Source organism: Ruegeria sp. AD6 (genome assembly GCF_056542325.1).
The window spans coordinates 1-17,718 of record NZ_JBQFZQ010000013.1; the positions used below are offsets into that span (position 1 = coordinate 1).

General features: G+C 60.2%; 14 protein-coding genes. 6 read left to right on the plus strand and 8 right to left on the minus strand.

The window, feature by feature from the left end; genetic code table 11:
• Nucleotides 1-356: 356 nt before the first annotated feature.
• Nucleotides 357-2,558 (minus strand): catalase/peroxidase HPI, encoded by a 2,202-nt coding sequence (gene katG, locus ACR0KJ_RS17970; protein WP_170453267.1) that lies wholly within the window; start codon nucleotides 2,556-2,558, stop codon nucleotides 357-359.
• A 415-nt stretch (nucleotides 2,559-2,973) separates the two neighbouring features.
• Here katG and ACR0KJ_RS17975 point away from each other — a divergent pair, with 415 nt between their 5' ends.
• On the plus strand, nucleotides 2,974-4,590 hold the full coding sequence (locus ACR0KJ_RS17975; RefSeq protein WP_170520764.1) for a choline dehydrogenase: 1,617 nt from the start codon (nucleotides 2,974-2,976) through the stop codon (nucleotides 4,588-4,590).
• On the opposite strand, the gene ACR0KJ_RS17980 is transcribed toward ACR0KJ_RS17975, so the two are convergent.
• Complete coding sequence (locus ACR0KJ_RS17980; protein ID WP_480627325.1) at nucleotides 4,584-5,429, minus strand: SDR family oxidoreductase; 846 nt, start codon at nucleotides 5,427-5,429, stop codon at nucleotides 4,584-4,586. The genes ACR0KJ_RS17975 and ACR0KJ_RS17980 overlap by 7 nt on opposite strands.
• Before the next feature lie 88 nt (nucleotides 5,430-5,517).
• On the opposite strand from ACR0KJ_RS17980, the gene ACR0KJ_RS17985 reads away from it, so the two are divergent.
• Nucleotides 5,518-6,150, plus strand: coding sequence for a class I SAM-dependent methyltransferase (locus ACR0KJ_RS17985; protein WP_170631698.1), 633 nt, complete (start codon nucleotides 5,518-5,520; stop codon nucleotides 6,148-6,150).
• Between the two features lie 68 nt (nucleotides 6,151-6,218).
• Here ACR0KJ_RS17985 and ACR0KJ_RS17990 read toward each other — a convergent pair whose 3' ends face one another.
• Genes ACR0KJ_RS17990 through ACR0KJ_RS18000 form a run of 3 tightly spaced genes read right to left on the minus strand, consistent with a single transcriptional unit; the run spans nucleotide 6,219 to nucleotide 10,167 of the window.
• Complete coding sequence (locus tag ACR0KJ_RS17990) at nucleotides 6,219-6,998, minus strand: carnitinyl-CoA dehydratase (RefSeq protein ID WP_170453271.1); 780 nt, start codon at nucleotides 6,996-6,998, stop codon at nucleotides 6,219-6,221.
• Entirely contained in the window at nucleotides 6,995-9,010 is a 2,016-nt protein-coding gene (locus ACR0KJ_RS17995; protein ID WP_480627326.1) for an acetate--CoA ligase family protein, read from the minus strand. The genes ACR0KJ_RS17990 and ACR0KJ_RS17995 overlap by 4 nt, the downstream gene beginning before the upstream one ends.
• Nucleotides 9,007-10,167, minus strand: coding sequence for an acyl-CoA dehydrogenase family protein (locus ACR0KJ_RS18000; RefSeq protein WP_480627327.1), 1,161 nt, complete (start codon nucleotides 10,165-10,167; stop codon nucleotides 9,007-9,009). Before ACR0KJ_RS18000 ends, ACR0KJ_RS17995 begins: the two co-directional genes overlap by 4 nt.
• Before the next feature lie 77 nt (nucleotides 10,168-10,244).
• Between ACR0KJ_RS18000 and ACR0KJ_RS18005 the strand changes: the two genes are divergently transcribed.
• Nucleotides 10,245-11,198, plus strand: a complete 954-nt coding sequence (locus ACR0KJ_RS18005) for a GlxA family transcriptional regulator (RefSeq protein WP_480627328.1) — start codon at nucleotides 10,245-10,247, stop codon at nucleotides 11,196-11,198.
• A gap of 6 nt (nucleotides 11,199-11,204) precedes the next feature.
• Here the strand turns inward: ACR0KJ_RS18005 and ACR0KJ_RS18010 are convergent, their stop codons facing one another.
• Together ACR0KJ_RS18010 and ACR0KJ_RS18015 are read right to left on the minus strand one after the other, a co-directional pair.
• A complete protein-coding gene (locus ACR0KJ_RS18010; RefSeq protein ID WP_480627329.1) occupies nucleotides 11,205-12,197 on the minus strand; it encodes a sterol desaturase family protein in 993 nt (330 codons plus the stop codon).
• A gap of 81 nt (nucleotides 12,198-12,278) precedes the next feature.
• Nucleotides 12,279-13,034: a class II aldolase and adducin N-terminal domain-containing protein gene (locus tag ACR0KJ_RS18015; RefSeq protein WP_170453275.1), complete on the minus strand. Its 756-nt coding sequence runs from the start codon at nucleotides 13,032-13,034 to the stop codon at nucleotides 12,279-12,281.
• A gap of 350 nt (nucleotides 13,035-13,384) precedes the next feature.
• Here ACR0KJ_RS18015 and ade point away from each other — a divergent pair, with 350 nt between their 5' ends.
• The 3 genes from ade to ACR0KJ_RS18030 all read left to right on the plus strand — a co-directional run bounded on the left by ade (nucleotide 13,385) and on the right by ACR0KJ_RS18030 (nucleotide 17,062).
• The gene (ade, locus tag ACR0KJ_RS18020; protein ID WP_170453276.1) at nucleotides 13,385-15,187 is read left to right on the plus strand and encodes an adenine deaminase; all 1,803 of its coding nucleotides are present in this window, start codon (nucleotides 13,385-13,387) and stop codon (nucleotides 15,185-15,187) included.
• Nucleotides 15,184-16,644, plus strand: coding sequence for an AMP nucleosidase (locus ACR0KJ_RS18025; protein ID WP_170453277.1), 1,461 nt, complete (start codon nucleotides 15,184-15,186; stop codon nucleotides 16,642-16,644). The genes ade and ACR0KJ_RS18025 overlap by 4 nt, the downstream gene beginning before the upstream one ends.
• 130 nt (nucleotides 16,645-16,774) lie before the next feature.
• The gene (locus ACR0KJ_RS18030) at nucleotides 16,775-17,062 is read left to right on the plus strand and encodes an HU family DNA-binding protein (RefSeq protein ID WP_170453278.1); all 288 of its coding nucleotides are present in this window, start codon (nucleotides 16,775-16,777) and stop codon (nucleotides 17,060-17,062) included.
• 410 nt (nucleotides 17,063-17,472) lie between these two features.
• Here the strand turns inward: ACR0KJ_RS18030 and ACR0KJ_RS18035 are convergent, their stop codons facing one another.
• Nucleotides 17,473-17,706: a hypothetical protein gene (locus tag ACR0KJ_RS18035; protein WP_170520781.1), complete on the minus strand. Its 234-nt coding sequence runs from the start codon at nucleotides 17,704-17,706 to the stop codon at nucleotides 17,473-17,475.
• Nucleotides 17,707-17,718 lie beyond the last annotated feature (12 nt).

Below are 17,718 nucleotides of genomic sequence, written 5' to 3' on the forward strand. Positions count from 1 at the left end.
CAATCAAAAACCTCCGAATGCCCACCGTCTCTCCGATGCGTCTCCGCCGCTCCCGCCGCGTCCCGAGCGCCTCAGCAGCGCCGGTGAAGGGGTATTTACGGATTGGGCACGGGACCTGCAACCCCCATTTTGAAAAAACTTCACATTTCTCGGCAGAAACTTACCAATCTTAATGAAAACAACATGTTAGCTTAAAAAATCCCGTCAACAACGGTCTTCTCCATTCCTGGAAACACGGCAAGGAATGGCCATTCAGCGGAATCGTACCCAATGCTTGGTATGCGCCCGAGAGTCGGGCCAACAAAAACGCCGCCCGAGTCTCCTCGGGCGGCGCTATTCCTGCGATCAACGCGGAATTACTTCAGGTCGAAGCGGTCCGCATTCATCACCTTGTTCCAGGCCGAGACAAAGTCGCAGACGAATTTGCCCTCGGCACCGGCCTGACCATAGACCTCGGCCAGCGCCCTCAGTTGCGAGTTCGAGCCGAAGACCAGATCAACGCGGGTGCCGGTCCACTTGACCTCACCGCTGGCACGGTCGCGGCCTTCATAGACGCCTTTGCCCGACGGCTTCCATTCCGTGCTCATATCCAGAATGTTGGTGAAGAAGTCATTGCTGAGCGTTCCCACGCGAGCGGTGAACACACCATGCTTGCTGTCGCCGAAATTGGCACCCAGCACACGCAGCCCCCCGACAAGCACCGTCATCTCGGGCGCGGACAGGTTCAGCAATTGCGCGCGGTCGACCAGCAGTTCTTCGGGCGAGACGGTGTAGTCGGCCTTCTGGTAGTTGCGGAACCCGTCTGCGATGGGCTCCATCACTGAGAAGCTGTCCACATCCGTCTGTTCCTGCGTCGCGTCGGTGCGGCCCGGGGCGAACGGAACCTCGACATCCTGACCGCCAGCTTTTGCCGCCTGTTCGACACCAACAGCACCGGCCAGAACGATGATATCCGCCAGCGAAACTTTCTTGCCACCGGATTGCGCACCGTTGAACGCCGCCTGAACGCCTTCCAGCGCCTCCAGCGCCTTGGACAGTTTCATCGGCTCATTGACGTCCCAGTCTTTCTGCGGCGCAAGGCGGATACGGGCCCCATTGGCACCGCCGCGCTTGTCCGACCCACGGAAGGTCGAGGCCGAGGCCCACGCGGTCGAGACCAGTTCGGACACCGACAGACCAGTTGCCGCAATCTTGGCTTTCAGGTCGGCCACATCCGCATCGTCAATCAGGTCGTGATCCACAGCGGGAACGTTGTCCTGCCACAACAGCTCTTCGGTCGGGGCTTCCGGGCCGATATAGGCAGACCGCGGACCCATATCGCGGTGGGTCAGCTTGAACCAGGCGCGGGCGAAGGCATCGGCGAACTGGTCGGGGTTTTCATGGAAGCGTTTCGAGATCGGGCCATAGATCGGGTCCATGCGCATCGCCATGTCGGCGGTGGTCATCATGGTCTTGACCTTTTTCGACGGATCATGCGCCGCCGGGGCCATGTCTTCCTCTTTCACGCCAACCGGTTCCCAGATCCACGCGCCCGAGGGGCTTTTGGTCAGGTTCCAGTCATAGCCGAACAGCAGGTCGAAATAGCCATTGTCCCATTTGATCGGGTTCGCGGTCCACGCGCCCTCGATACCGCTGGTGGTGGTGTCGTCACCCTTGCCTGAACCGAACTTGTTGATCCAGCCAAAGCCCATGTCCTCGATCGGGGCGGCTTCGGGATCAGGGCCGACCAGATCGGGGTCACCCGCGCCATGCGCCTTGCCAAAGGTGTGACCACCCGCGACCAGAGCGACGGTTTCCTCGTCATTCATCGCCATCCGGCCAAAGGTGTCGCGGATATCGCGGCCCGAGGCCAGAATGTTCGGCTCACCATCGGGGCCTTCGGGGTTCACGTAGATCAGGCCCATCTGCACGGCAGCCAGTGGGTTTTCCAGATCACGCTCGCCCGAATAACGGCTGTTGGGGTTGTCGGTCGGGGCGAGCCATTCGGTCTCGGACCCCCAATAGATGTCTTCCTCGGGCGCCCAGATGTCTTCGCGGCCACCGGCGAAACCAAAAGTCTTGCCGCCCATCGATTCAATGGCGCAGTTACCCGCCAGAATCATCAGGTCGGCCCAGGAGATCTGGTTGCCGTATTTCTGCTTGATCGGCCACAGCAGGCGGCGCGCCTTATCTAGGTTGCCATTGTCCGGCCAGCTGTTGAGCGGCGCAAAGCGCTGGTTCCCGGTCGAGGCCCCGCCACGGCCATCCGCCGTGCGGTACGTCCCGGCGCTGTGCCACGCCATACGGATGAACAGACCACCGTAATGGCCATAATCCGCAGGCCACCAATCCTGCGAATCTGTCATCAGCGCATAGAGGTCTTCTTTCAACGCCTTCATATCCAGCTTCTGGAACTCTTCGGCATAGTTGAAATCCGCACCCAACGGGTTCGACGCGGGCGCGTGCTGATGAAGGATCGACAGGTTCACCTGGTTTGGCCACCAGTCCCGGTTCGACCGGGTCCCCGCGCCATGCATCACAGGGCATCCACCTGTTTTGGGGTTATCACTTCCGTCCATATCGATCTCCAATCCTGGCTCAGGTCTTGCGGCTTAGCGCGGTCAAAATTTACGCGACAAGATCACAGTAAGATGTCGCCGATGTCGTTTTCAATTTCCTGTCTTGGAAAACAGAACCTTGCGACACCGTGCACCTCAATCTCTGCCATCTCGCGTCGCGCCCGGTATAGCAAAACCGCGCCATGAGAATAAGTTTTGTTTTTGGATTGTTGTGATAGCTTTTTCCTATGGTGGGCCGCAGCTCGCCGGGGTTCCAACTTGACCTGGTTGTGAGCCGGGCACAGTTACCTAGTGTCAACAGTTGAAATGCTGATTGAAATTTCCCGTAAGTCGGGCACAGTCGGACCCATTCCCTTGCGTCGTTTGCCCGGACCCTTTGGCCCAGTTGGCGCAATCAATTGATAAAGGCACATAAATGGAATTTGACTACGTCATTGTAGGCGGCGGATCCGCAGGCTCGGTCTTGGCCAATCGCCTCAGCGAGGATCCCGACATAACGGTCTGCCTGCTTGAGGCCGGAGGAAAAGGGGACCATATCGGCATCCGTATGCCCGCCGCAATTGTCGCGTCTTTGCCGGGGCGTCCAAAGATCAGCAACTGGGCGTTTGAAACAGTTCCGCAACCCGGTCTGAATGGCCGCAAAGGGTACCAGCCGCGCGGCAAGGCCCTGGGCGGATCCAGTGCAATTAACGCGATGCTTTATATCCGGGGCCAAAAGCAGGATTATGACGGCTGGGCCGCGCAAGGCTGCACCGGCTGGGATTGGGACAGCGTCCTGCCCTATTTCAAGCGGGCCGAGAACAACGAACAGGGCGCGGATGAGATGCACGGGGACAGCGGCCCGCTGCAGGTGTCACATCAGAAAGAGCCGCGCCCCGTCACACATGCCTTTTTGGAAGCAGCCGAACAACTGCAACATCGACGCATTCAGGACTTCAACCGCGGCGACAATGAAGGCGTCGGACTGTATCAGGTGACGCAGTTTCACGACCCCGCCAGGAATGGCGAGAGGTGTTCCGCCGCAGCCGCCTATGTCCATCCGGTCATGGACCGCGCGAATCTGACCGTGATCACCCACGCTCATGCCAAAGAACTGACCTTACAGGACAAACGCGCAACCGGTGTGATCTACAAGAAGAAAGCCAAGGGCGCTGACCACTCGGTTTCGGCCAAACGCGAGGTCATTCTGTGTGCCGGTGCGCTGCAATCGCCGCAATTGTTGCAACTGTCCGGCATCGGTGCGGCGGACGAGCTGCGCCAGCATGGGATACCCGTCCGGCACGACCTGCCCGGTGTCGGTAAGAACCTGCAGGATCATCTGGATTTCATCCTGACCTATCGCAGCAAGGACACCGACAATTTCGGCATCGGCCTGATCGGCGCCGCCCGCCTTCTGGGTCACATATGGCGCTGGCGCAAAACCGGAGTGTCCATGGCTGCTACCCCTTTTGCCGAAGGCGCGGGTTTCCTGAAAACCTCAGCCGATCTGGACCGCCCCGATATCCAATTGCATTTCGCCATCGCCATGGTCGACGATCACGCCAGAAAGCTGCATTACGGCTATGGCTACAGCTGCCATGTCTGCAAACTGCGCCCCGAAAGCCGCGGCACTGTCGGCCTGCACAGCGCCGACCCCTTTGCCGCCCCCGCCATCGACCCGAACTTTCTGTCTGACGATCGCGATCTTGAGACGTTGATCAAAGGTGCTCGCATGATGCGCCAGATCATGGACGCCCCCGCACTGGCCAAATTCCGGCACTCCGAGATGTTCGGGACCGAAACAGCCAAAACGGATGCGGATTGGGAACGCCATATTCGCGACCGCGCCGATACGATCTACCACCCGGTGGGCACTTGCAAAATGGGCGTGGACGATATGGCCGTGGTCGACCCAGAATTGCGTGTGCGTGGGGTTCAAGGGCTGCGCGTTGTCGATGCTTCGATCATGCCGACGCTGGTATCCGGCAACACCAACGCGCCAACCATTATGATCGCCGAAAAAGCGGCCGACATGATCAAGGCCGCTCAGTAAGCGTTCATCAGCGCCTCTAGCCCGACCCGGTAATTGGGGTACAGCAACCGCACCCCAAGTTCATCCTTGATGCGGTTGTTTCGCACGCGCTTGTTCTCATTGTAGAAACTGCGCGCCATCGGGGTCAGGTCCGCCTCTTCGTACGAAACGGCAGGCGGCAGGGGCAGACCCTGAAGCTCGGCGGCATAGCCGATCACGTCCTGAGGCGGCACCGGCTCGTCATCGCAGACATTGTAGACCGCGCCGGGGTTGGGCGCGGCGATCGACGCCGCCAGAACCTGCGCGATGTCCTCCACATGGATCCGCGAAAACACCTGCGCCGGCTTGATGATCCGCCGCAATCCACCGCGTTTGAGCTTGGAAAACGGTCCGCGTCCGGGGCCGTAGATTCCGGCCAGGCGAAAGATGTGAACGGGCAGGCCGGGAATGGCCGACCATTGCTGCTCGGCCTGCAATCGCCAACGGCCCCGTTTTGCAGTTGGGGCAGGCGGCGTGGCTTCATCCACCCAATCGCCCTGATGATCCCCATAGATTGCGGTGGTTGACAGATAACCGACCCATTCAAACTGTCCCGCCCGCGCTGCGATCTCGTCGCCCAGCGCCTTCAGAACCGGATCGCCCTCCTCGCTTGGCGCGGTCGAGATCAACATATGCGTGACCCCATCCAGATCCGGCACCTCACCGGGCCAGACCATCGGTTCTGCGCCCGACGCCCGAATTGCATCGGCACCGGCCTCATCCCGTGTCGTGCCGATCACGCGCGACCCGTCCGCCGTCAGCCTGCGCGACAGCGCCTGCGCCGAATACCCATGTCCAAAGGAAAAAAGCGTCTGTGTCATACCCCCTAGATGATCCGAGCCGGTCCGGGATGCAAGCGCCGCATAGACGCACTTGATTCGAATCCCCTCATGCGCCTTTCTTTTGGGTATGAGCCAGAAAACACCCGACCTGCACACCGCCTATGCGCTGACCTCGCCCGAGGACAACAAGCGTCTTTATGCCGAATGGGCGGGCGATTATGACGACAGCTTCGCCGCGCGTGAGGATTATCAGCTTCACATCCACACCGCCCGCGCCTTTGTCAGTGCCTTCGGACAAGGCCCGGTGCTGGATGTGGGCGCAGGAACAGGCCTCTGCGGTGCGATTCTGGCCGGGTTGGGCGTCGGCCCCATCGATGCCACGGATATCAGCGCCGAAATGCTGGACCAGGCCATGCGCAAGGACATTTATCGCGACGCCATCGAAGCCGACCTGAACCACGGTATCCCGGTGCCGCGCCACAGCTATTCCGGCATCGTATCCTCAGGCACCTTCACCCACGGCCACCTTGGACCCGAGGTACTGCCCGCCCTATTGCGTGTCGCCCGCCCGGGCGCCCAGTTTGCGCTCTCGATCAATGCCAGACATTTCGAAAAACTTGGGTTCGCCGACGCGCTGCACCAACTCGCGCACGACCGCATCCGCAACCTGACCCTGCCCGAGGTCCGCATCTACGGCGACCTCGCCGCTGGCCCCAACAAAGACGACACCGCGTTCATCGCCCTGTTCGAGCGCAGCTGATCCGCCCTTCATCTGGCCAAAAAGTATCCCGGGGGAGGCGCGGCGTGCCGCGACGGGGGCAGAGCCCCCTATCGCCCCTTCCAAACCGGATCGCGCTTTTCGGCAAAGGCGCGCGCGCCTTCCAGATTGTCCTCGGACCCATACAGCACATCCACGCTGGCCAATTGCCGCCTGGTGATCCGATTCATCACATCCTGAAACTTGGCATCCTCGGCTTCGCGCACAATCTCCTTGATCGCCGCATAAACAAGAGGTGGGCCGCTGGCCAGCAACCGGGCAAGTTCCCACGCGCGGTCCATCAACTGATCTGCGGGCACGACCTCATTGACCAGCCCCCAACGATGGGCTTCTTCCGGGTCGAACCAACGCCCTGTCAGCAGCAGTTCCATCGCGATGTGATAGGGAATGCGTTTGGGCAGCTTGACGCTGGCCGCATCAGCCACAGTGCCCGAGCGGATCTCGGGCAGGGCAAAGCTGGCGTTTTCCGAGGCGATGATCATGTCGGCGCTCAGCGCCAGTTCCAGACCGCCACCGCAGGCAATGCCATTGACTGCTGCAATCACCGGCTTGTTCATATCGCGCAGTTCCTGCAACCCGCCGAAACCGCCAACGCCGTAATCTCCGTCCACCGCATCACCATCGGCTGCGGCCTTCAGATCCCAGCCGGGGCAAAAGAACTTCTCGCCGCCCCCGGTCAGGATCGCAACGCGCAGTTCGGGATCGTCCCGAAAGTCGCGAAACACCTCGCCCATGATGCGGCTGGTGGCCAGATCGATCGCGTTGGCCTTGGGCCGGTCCAGAATGACTTCGAGAATGGCACCGTCGCGACGGGTTTTGATCGGACTCATGAACTTGCCTTTCGGATCAGCGCATCCACCGCAACCGCGCCCTCGGCGGTGCAGATCAGCGGGTTAATCTCAACTTCTTCAACTGTCGCGGCATTGGCAATGACATAGTTCTGAACGGCCTCGACCGCGTCCAGAATTGCGTCCATATCGGCAGGCGGTTTGCCCCGGTACCCGGCCAGCAGCGGCGCGCAGGCCAGTTTGCCCAACGCCTGCTGAACCGTCGCGCGCGAGGACGGGATCAGAACCGAAACCGTATCGCGCAGAATCTCGGTCAGCACCCCTCCGGCTCCCATGGTCAGCACATAGCCATGCGCCGGGTCTCGTGTGACCCCGATCAATAGCTCGGCTACCCCGCCTGTCGCCATTTCCTCGATCAACACCGTCTGGGTGCCAATCGACTTCGCGGTCTTGGCTAGATCGCAGGACAAAACCCCAAGACGCACCGCGTCATGTTCCGACTTATGCGCCAGCCCGACGCCCTTCACTGCAAAGGGGCCAACCAGTTCACCGGCCACGCACCCCACGTCCTCAACTGCAACCACCCGGTTGCGAGGGATGGGCAAGCCAAACGCGGCCAAAGCCGACTTGGCCTCAGCCTCGGTCAGCACATAATCAGCAGCTGCATCCGCAGGCAACAGCACCGGCTCTGACAGTTCCGGCAACGGTCGCGCCGCCGCTTCGACAGAGGACAGCGCCTCATGAAGGCCCGAGAACGGAACAACCCCACCTTCCAACAGACGCTGCGCAACATGTTCGGGCATCAACTCGGGCAGGGTCGCGGTCACTGCAAAAGGTCGCCCGGTCTGCGCCACACAGTTCAGCGCTGCCTGTGTCGCGCACGCCCAATCCGTCGGATCCGTATGCGGATAATCGACAATCGCCATGGTCAGCGCCTTATCCGGCCCGGTCATCCCGGACCACGCACGCGTCATCGCATCCGTGTCCCGCCAGATATAAGTGTGGTAATCCAACGGGTTGGCCAGCGCCACCATCGGGCCAAGTGCGGCGCGCAGATCCGTGCGCTGCTGGTCCGTCAACGGTGGGAAATGCAGGTCACGCCCTTCGGCCATATCTGCCGCCAAACTCGCCTCGCCGCCTGAACAACTGATCGAGGCCAGCCCGTTGCCGTCCAAACGCCCGGTGACATGCAGCAGTTTGAGGCATTCCAGAAAACTCGGGATATCGTCCAGCCGGGCAATCCCCAGACGACCCAGGAAAGCCTGCGCCCCGGCATCCCCACCCGCCAGCGACGCCGTATGCGAAATCGTGGCCGCCTGCGCGTGGTCCGAGCGGCCCATTTTCAACGCGACAACAGGAACATCCCTTTCGCGCGCTTTCCGCGCCAAGGCTTCCCATTTCCGCAAATCGCCAAATCCCTCGATATGGACGCCAATCGCGGTGATCCGGTCATCGTCCAAAAGGGTCGAGGCCACATCCGCCTGATGCGTCTGCGCCTGATTCCCACAGGTCAGCATGAACGCCAAAGGCAGGGCCCGGCGCTGCATCGTCATGTTGATCGAAATGTTCGAGCTTTGGGTCAGGATCGCCACACCGCGATCCACAGGGCGCATCCCGTGCTGATCCGGCCAGACTGCCGCGCGCTCCAACCCGTTGACGAACCCATAGCAGTTGGGCCCGAGGATCGGCATATCCCCCGCTGCCGCAACCAGCTGCGCCTGCAAATCAGCGCCCTGATCATCCTCGGCCCGCGCCTCGGTAAAGCCGGACGCAAAGCACACAGCGCCACCTGCCCCCGCCGAGGACAAAGCCGCAACGGCCGAAATCGTCGCGTGCCGGTTGATACCGATAAAGGCCACGTCCGGCGGGGTGGGCAGATCTTCAATCGTGGCAAAGGCGGGCATACCCGCCACTTGCTGCGCCTTGGGGTGAACCGGCCAGATGTCCCCGGAGAACCCGAACTTTCGGGCCTGATTGATCACTTCCGCGCACCAGGCCCCGCCGCCGATCACGGCCATGGACGCAGGGTTCAAGACACGCCCGAGTGGCCTCATGCGCCCAGCGCCCTCAGCAGGTCCCGGCTGATGATATGGCGCTGGATCTCGCTGGTGCCGTCCCAGATACGCTCGACCCGTGCATCGCGCCAGAACCGTTCCAGCGGATAGTCATCCATCAGACCCATACCGCCGTGTACCTGTATTGCGGCGTCCGTTACCCGCGCCAGCATCTCGGATGCATAAAGCTTGGCTGACGCAATCTCGCGATTCGCGGGCAGCCCTTTATCCAGCCGATCCGCCGCCGCCAGCGTCAGCAGGTCCGCCGCATCGATTTCGGTGATCATGTCGGCGATCTGGAAGGACACGCCCTGAAACTTACCGATCTTCTGGCCGAATTGTTCGCGCGTCGCCGCGTAATCCAGCGCGTAGTCAAAGGCCCGGCGCGCGCGTCCCACGGACATGGCCGCAACGGTAATGCGCGTGGCGTAGAGCCAGGTGTTCATCACCTCGAACCCGCCATCGACCTCGCCCAGAACCTGCGCGTCGGGCAGACGGCAATCGTCGAAATCCAGAACCATGTTCTTGTAGCCGCGATGGCTGACCGACTTGTACCCATCCCTGATCGTGAACCCCGGCGTGCCGCGATCCACCAGAAACGCGGTGATCCGCTTTTTCGGCCCTTTGGGCGTCTGATCCTCACCCGTCGCGATGAAGACGATGATGAAATCCGCGTGTTCGGCCCCCGAGATGAAGTGTTTGGTGCCATTGACCACCCAGTCCCCGCCATCGCGCACGGCGGCGCATTTCATGCCCCGCACATCCGAGCCTGCACCGGGTTCGGTCATCGCCAGCGCATCCATCCGCTCACCGCGAACGGCGGGCATCAGGTAACGCTCGACCTGCTCGCCTTCGCAGGCCATCAGGATGTTCTGCGGACGCCCGAAGAAATGGTTCAACGCCATCGAACCGCGCCCCAGTTCACGTTCGACAAGCGCAAATTCCAGATGGTTCAGACCGGCGCATCCGACGCTTTCGGGAAAGTTGCAGGCGTAAAAGCCCAACTCGATGGTCTTGTGCTTGATTTCTTCCGCAATCTCATGCGGGACTTCGCCGGTGCGTTCGACCAGCTCTTCATGCGGGTAAATCTCGTTCTCGACAAAGCTGCGCACGGTCGAGGCGATCATCTCCTGCTCGTCGGACAGGCCATATTGCATCTGAATTCTCCACATCTGGTCGTGCGCGTATCGTGACCGGGGTTGAGAAACACCTCGTGCGAGATTAGACGTTTATCATGCAGAAATGGACTAAATCCCCCTCTGCACCGCAGCAAATCGGTGTGCTTCTGTTCGAGGGATTCTCGAACCATTGTCTGGCCAACACGGTTGAACCGTTGCGGGCCGCCAATACGCTGTCGGGGCGCAATCTGTATCAGTGGCGGTTTCTGTCGCTGACCTCGGGGCCGGTAACCTCATCCTCGGGCCTGCAGGTGGCGCCTCATGGCCCGTTGCAAACCGCCAACGGCGACACCCTGATGGTGATGCCGTCTTATGGGTTTCGCACCCATGGCAACTGGCAGACGCAGGTTGGGCTGCGGTCCGCGGCCGAACGCTATGACACGCTGGCCGGGCTGGACACCGGAAGCTGGCTGTTGGCTTTGGCGGGCTTGTTGGACGGGCACCGCGCGACGATTCATTGGGAGGAGCTAACAGGCTTCACCGAACGGTTTCCCGACATCGAAATCGTGCGCGAAAGATACGTGATCGATCGCAACCGCATCACCTGTTCCGGCGCGATGGCCGCCTTTGATCTGGTTCTGCACCTGATCGGCCGGGATCAGGGGCAGGCACTGGCGCTGGAAGTGGCGCAATTGTTCATGACCCGCGATTCCGCCCGATCGCATGAGGGCGGCGCAGGTGCGACCAGCGGCTATGTCAACAAGGCTTTGGCGCTGATGCAGGAACATCTGGAACGCCCGTTGCCGATCTCCGAAATTGCCAGCCGGGTGGGTCGGTCGCAAAAGGCGCTTTCGGTGCGGATGCAGGCCGAGTTGGGGGCCGGGCCCGCGCAAGTCTATCGGCGTCTGCGGCTGAACCTTGCCCGCAAGCTGGTGGCCGAGACGGATTTGACCATAGGTGAGATCGCCCTGCGCGCCGGGTATGACGACCCCAGCGCGCTGACACGGGCATTCAAGGCCGAGTTCACCATCACCCCCCGCGCGCTGCGTCTGTCGCAGACACGGGGGTAAGTTCGGTTATCCAAACATCCGCTTTTTCCGGGCCCGCGTGTCGGCGGTTGCTTCGGGGGATCCGTCATTGAACGTCCCGAACCAACGGTCCCACGGCATTTCCTGATTGCCATAGTTACATTCGTAGTAGCGGTGGTGCAGCTGGTGATAAAACGTGCCCAGCGCCAGACGTTTTTTGTCTTTGATCAGCAGCTCTTCATAGCCCGTATGGCTCATCGCGGCTCCGGCGCCCTGAAACACGATGTGGAAATACAGATGAATGGGGTGCGAGGGCACGATCCAGTGGATGCAGAGCGTTGTCAGGTAAAAGAAATGCTCGACCGGGTGCATCGACAGGCCGGACCACGGCCCGATATTGACGTTCCGGTGATGCAGGCTGTGGACCTTCTTATACAGAAACGGCTGATGCAGCAGCCTGTGCACCCAATAGAAATGAAAGGCCGACCACATGGGGATCAGGATCAGCCACAGCACAAACCAGACCGGGTTTTCGGCGAAGGTGATGACCGGCACATATCCGTTGGCCATCAGCCACATCGTCACCACCTGAAACCCGGTCAATTGCAATACGCCTGACCCCAAAGACCAGAACATGTTGTCCTTGACCTGATCGCTGAAGCTCCACAGCGCGTTGTTTCTGCCCTGCTCTCGACGTTCAAACTTCAGCTTCTTGCCTTGCGACTTGCGGATATAGAAATACCAGTGCAGCCCGCCAGCCACCGCGAAGATCATTGCGAAGTTCACCAGCCAGATCTGAAATATCCAACCAAAGGCAAATGTTTGCGCGGTCTCAAGCGACGGATAAAAGAACGCCCACAGCGCGACCGCGAGGGCCAGCATCAATACCCGCTCGCTGAGCGTCAGCCAGTTTCTGGCCACCCAGCCCAGCAGGAAGGCCGGGCGCGGCGGCCACTGGAAAATGGATGGGTTCCGAAGCGGCAAATCCGGGTGATAGTTCCACTCTTTGCTCATGTCCTGCATCGGTGCGTTGTCCGACATGTCAGCTTTCCTTTGTCGCGCTGGTTTTCACACCCGGTCCTGCCGCCAGCGGGGATCGGGTTGGGCGGGTTGACGCCTTGATCAGGTTGCGTAGTCCGAGCCTTCGGCGTCCAGAACCGCTTTGATCTCGCGCAGATGCGCCTCGGCCTGACCGGGATAGTCATCCAGTTCCTGCGCGGTCTTTTCGGCGATCTCATCGGACAGTACGCGCAGGGGCTGGCCGGTTTGCAGCGCGCGAATATAGGTTTCGGCAGCGCGTTCGAAATAAAACAGCCGGTTGAACGTGTCCGCAGGGTCGCTGCCGATGATCAGAACACCGTGGTTGCCCATGATCATGACCTTTTTCTTCGGGTCCGACAGCATCGAGGCGCAGCGTTCCCCTTCGCTGTCAAACGCCAGCCCGCCGAATTCCTCGTCAATGACATAGCGGTTGTAGAACGTGGCGGTGTTCTGATCGATCGGAGGAAGATTGCTGTCGGCCAGCGAGGCCAGAACCGTGGCGAAGATCGAATGCACATGCATCACGCAGCGGGCATGGGCGCAATGGCGGTGGATCGAGCCGTGCAGGCCCCAGGCGGTCGGGTCCGGCGCGCCGGGCAGGCTCATCACCTTGGGGTCATTGGCATCCAGCAACAACAGGTCCGAGGCGCGGATTCGGCTGAAATGCATCTGATTGGGGTTCATCAGGAACTGCGTGCCGTCGTCATTCACCGCCAGGCTGAAATGGTTGGCCACGGCCTCGTGCATGTTCAGACGCTCGGTCCAGCGGAAAGTTGCGGCCATATCGACACGCTCGGACCAGTGGTCGATATTGGGGCGAAGATTGGCGACACTCATGGAAACGCTCCTTTGGCGGCTGATCTTGGCAAAGCCTGCCTTGCGCCGGGGTGTTTGACCAACAAATAATTTTCCCCCGTTCCATTAGTAGAACTTATGCCAGAGTTATGTTGGTTCGATTCACCCCTATTGCGTTCAGGTTCGGTTCGCACATCTATGGACGTTTGCGCCAATTGAGGTCGGCGCAAGATCGGGGCGGGGGACCTCCCGCCCATCGTCGCGGCCCCTTGCGGGGCAGCTTCTCTGGTTGGGCCGGGCAGCGCTGGCGCGCTGCGGCCGTGCCATATGATGATTTCATGATACGGGATTACCGGGGTTGCACCTGACCGCGCATTCGGGAAAGTTGAGCCATGGAATACTCACCTTTCCCAAGCTGGCCCGATGTCGCCCCTCGTTTGATTGCCGTAGCAGCCGGTCGCGAGGCGGCAGATACGGTCATTCGCGGTGGCATCTGGGTGAATGTGCACAGCCGCGAGCTGTTGCCGGAACATTCCGTCGCCATTGCCGAGGGGCGGATTGCCTTTGTCGGACCTGACGCCGGGCACTGCATTGGCCCCGACACCCAGATCATCGAGGCGCAGGGGCGCTATATCCTGCCCGGTCTGTGTGACGGTCATATGCATATCGAATCCGGCATGCTGACCCCGGCCGAATTTGCGCGGGCCGTGATCCCGCATGGCACAACCTCGATGTTCACTGATCCGCATGAGATTGCCAATGTGCTGGGTCTGGACGGTGTGCGCATGATGCATGACGAGGCGCTGCTGCAACCGGTGAATATCTTCACCCAGATGCCCTCTTGCGCGCCCTCGGCCCCCGGATTGGAAACGACCGGCTATGAGATCACGCCCGAGGATGTGTCGGAAGCAATGAACTGGCCGGGGATCATCGGGCTGGGCGAGATGATGAATTTCCCCGGTGTCATCCACGGTGATCCAAAGATGCTGGCCGAAATAGCGGCCACCCAGCGCGCCGGGAAAACGGTGGGCGGGCATTATGCATCGCCTGATTTAGGGCCTGATTTTGCAGCCTACGTCGCAGGTGGGCCAGCGGATGACCACGAAGGCACCTGCGAGGCTGACGCGATTGCGCGCGTGCGACAGGGGATGCGGTCGATGATGCGCCTGGGCTCGGCCTGGTATGACGTGGAAAGCCAGATCACTGCCATCACTGAAAAGGGGCTGGACCCGCGCAATTTCATTCTGTGCACGGATGACTGCCACTCGGGCACGCTGGTCAATGAAGGCCACATGAACCGGGTTGTGCGCCACGCGATTGCCTGCGGCTGCGATCCGCTGGTGGCGCTGCAAATGGCCACGATCAACACCGCCAGCCATTTCGGGCTGGAGCGTGAGATCGGCTCGGCCACGCCCGGGCGGCGGGCCGACATTATCCTCAGTTCCGACCTTAGCACGCTGCCGATTGAGACGGTGATCGCCCGGGGGAACGTTGTGGCCGAGAACGGCGTCATCACCGTGGACTGCCCACATCTGAACTGGCCCGACAAGGCACGCAACACGGTGCATTTGGGGCATAACCTGACCTCAGGCGATTTCGAAATCAAACCGCCTGCGGGCGCGAACAGGGTTCAGGCCAACGTCATCGGCGTTGTCGAGAATCAGGCCCCGACCAAAGCGCTGAAGGCAGAGCTGCCGATCATCGGTGGGCTGGTCGAGGGTGAAGGCGATGTCTGCCAGATTGCATTGGTGGAACGGCACCGCGCCACGGGCGGCGTGACAAACGCCTTTGTCTCGGGCTTTGGCTATCAGGGGAAAATGGCCATGGCCTCGACCGTGGCGCATGACAGCCACCATATGATCGTCGTGGGCACCGACCGCGATCAGATGGCCCTTGCCGCAAACCGTCTGGCCGAAGTTGGCGGCGGGATCACCCTGTTCCGCGACGGGCAAGAGATTGCGCTGGTCGAACTGCCCATTGCCGGTTTGATGTCCGACAGCCCCGCCACGCAGGTCGCGGCGAAGGCGGAACAGATGGTCGAGGCGATGAAGGCCTGCGGATGCCAACTGAACAACGCGTATATGCAGCACTCGCTTCTGGCGCTGGTCGTGATCCCGGAACTCAGGATATCCGACCTGGGGCTGGTGGATGTGCGGACATTTGAAAAGATAGACCTTCTGGAACCACTGGCATGACAACAATAAAAACACCTGACGCACCAAAACCGGAACAATTCACCGACCCGGACGCCGCCGTCGCGCGGCTGGAGCTGCTGTATAAGCAAGCCACAGAGTTTCTGTGCGACAGCTTTGCCTCGGCCCTGCAAAGCGGCGCGCCGTCTGAACGATTCAGAGCATATTACCCGGAAATTCGTATCAAGACGTCCTCTTACGCACAGGTCGACAGCCGGCTGAGCTTTGGTCACGTGTCCGAGCCCGGCATCCACGCAACAACCGTGACGCGGCCTGATCTGTTCCGGTCCTACCTGACGCAACAGATCGCTTTGCTGATCAAGAACCACGACCAGCCGGTGACCATCGGCGCATCGGACACCCCGATCCCGGTGCATTTCGCAGTGGCCAACAACCCCGATCTGGTGGTTCCGCATCAGGGCGCGGCCGGGTTCACCCTGCGCGACGTGTTCGACGTGCCGGATCTTACCACCACCAATGACGACATCGTCAACGGCGTGCATGACCATGATGAGGTCGGCCCGCTGGCCCTGTTCACTGCGCAGCGCGTGGATTATTCGCTGGCGCGCCTGTCGCATTACACAGCCACCGACCCCAGCCATTTCCAGAACCACGTTCTGTTCACCAACTACCAGTTCTACGTTTCGGAGTTCGAGAATTACGCGCGCGAACAACTGGCTGATCCGAACAGCGGCTATACCAGCTTTGTCTCGACCGGGAATGTCGAGATCACGACCGCGGACGCGACGCTGGAGCAGCCTTTGAAACTGCCGCAGATGCCGACCTATCACCTGAAACGGGCTGATGGCTCGGGGATCACGTTGGTCAACATTGGGGTTGGCCCGTCGAATGCCAAAACCGCGACCGATCATATCGCTGTTCTGCGCCCCCATGCCTGGCTGATGGTCGGGCACTGCGCCGGTCTGCGTAACACGCAGGCGCTGGGGGATTTTGTTCTGGCCCATGCCTATCTGCGCGAAGACAAGGTGCTGGACGATGACCTGCCCGTCTGGGTTCCGATCCCGCCATTGGCCGAGATTCAGGTGGCGTTGGAACATGGCGTGGCCGAGGTTACCAAGCTTGAAGGGTATGAGCTGAAGCGGATCATGCGCACCGGCACAGTTGCCTCGGTCGATAACCGCAATTGGGAACTGCGCGATCAATCCGGCCCGGTGCAGCGGCTCAGCCAATCCCGCGCGATTGCGCTGGATATGGAAAGCGCCACAATCGCCGCAAATGGCTATCGATTCCGGGTGCCCTACGGCACTTTGCTATGTGTGTCGGATAAGCCGCTGCATGGGGAATTGAAGCTTCCCGGCATGGCCTCGTCCTTCTATACGACGCAGGTCAGCCGCCATCTGGCGATTGGAATACGAGCGATGGAACACCTGCGCGGTATGCCGCTAGAGCGTTTGCACAGCCGGAAATTGCGGTCTTTCGACGAAACAGCCTTCCTGTGACGCAAAAAAGCAACGAAATCCCCATATTTTTAGGGGTTTCAGCGCTACTATTCGTTGTGTTCGCCCACAATATCCCGTTACAGTTACGCGGTGAGGCCCTATTTATCGGGCACGTTAAGGAGACCAAGAAATGGCAAAGCCTATGACAAAGACTCAGCTGGTTGCTGCTCTCGCTGAGGAAATGGGAACCGACAAGAAATCCGCAAACTCCGCGCTGGAGGCCATCACCGGCCTGATCACCCGCGAAGTTTCGGCTGGCGGTGCCGTCACCCTGCCCGGCGTTGGCAAAATCTACTGCCGCGAACGCCCCGAGCGCATGGTGCGCAACCCCGCCACCGGCGAGCAGTTCAAGAAAGAAGCCGACAAGGTGGTCAAAATGACCATCGCGAAGGCACTGAAAGACAGCGTGAACGGCTGATTTCAGCTTTCACCGCGAAATGATTGAGGGCCACCGGTTGGGGGCCCTTTTTCAATGGAAATTGTGAATTTTCTGTTTCATGCAACGCAATCTTTAGATCAAAAAAGGATCAGCCAAAGTGTTTGTTCCAGCAGGAACCCGAGTACGATACGACGGTTTGGTAGACAGCGGACCAGAATATGGATTGGTCGTACATTGTTGGTACGACGAAGAAATGGATATTCATGATTGTTATGTTGCTTTCTTCGGGAAAAGCGAGCCGGTCGGGAAGCCACACGATAAACCCTATATCCTTCGGTATGCGTCCACATCACTGGTGGTGTTAGACGACCAACCACGAAATCCCTGAAAGGCAACTGATTTCAGTCTTTACGGACAATGACGAAGGGCCGCCGGTTGAGGCCCTTTTTTCAATGGAGGCTCAGCAGAACCTCCAGGTCGCGACGGCTGAGACGTTCCATCAGGGCACGCTCTTCTGCTGTTAGGCGTGCGTTTTTACGGATGTATTTCTCCAGATAGGCCGCAATGTCACTGGTGGGTCGGTAGTAGAGATCGGGATCAGATGCGCTGAGCACCTCAATCAGACGCAACAGAGTTTTCTTCTGCTTTTCTGCATCCAGATCTTTTCTGTTTTCTTCCAACATTGCAAAGCTTTC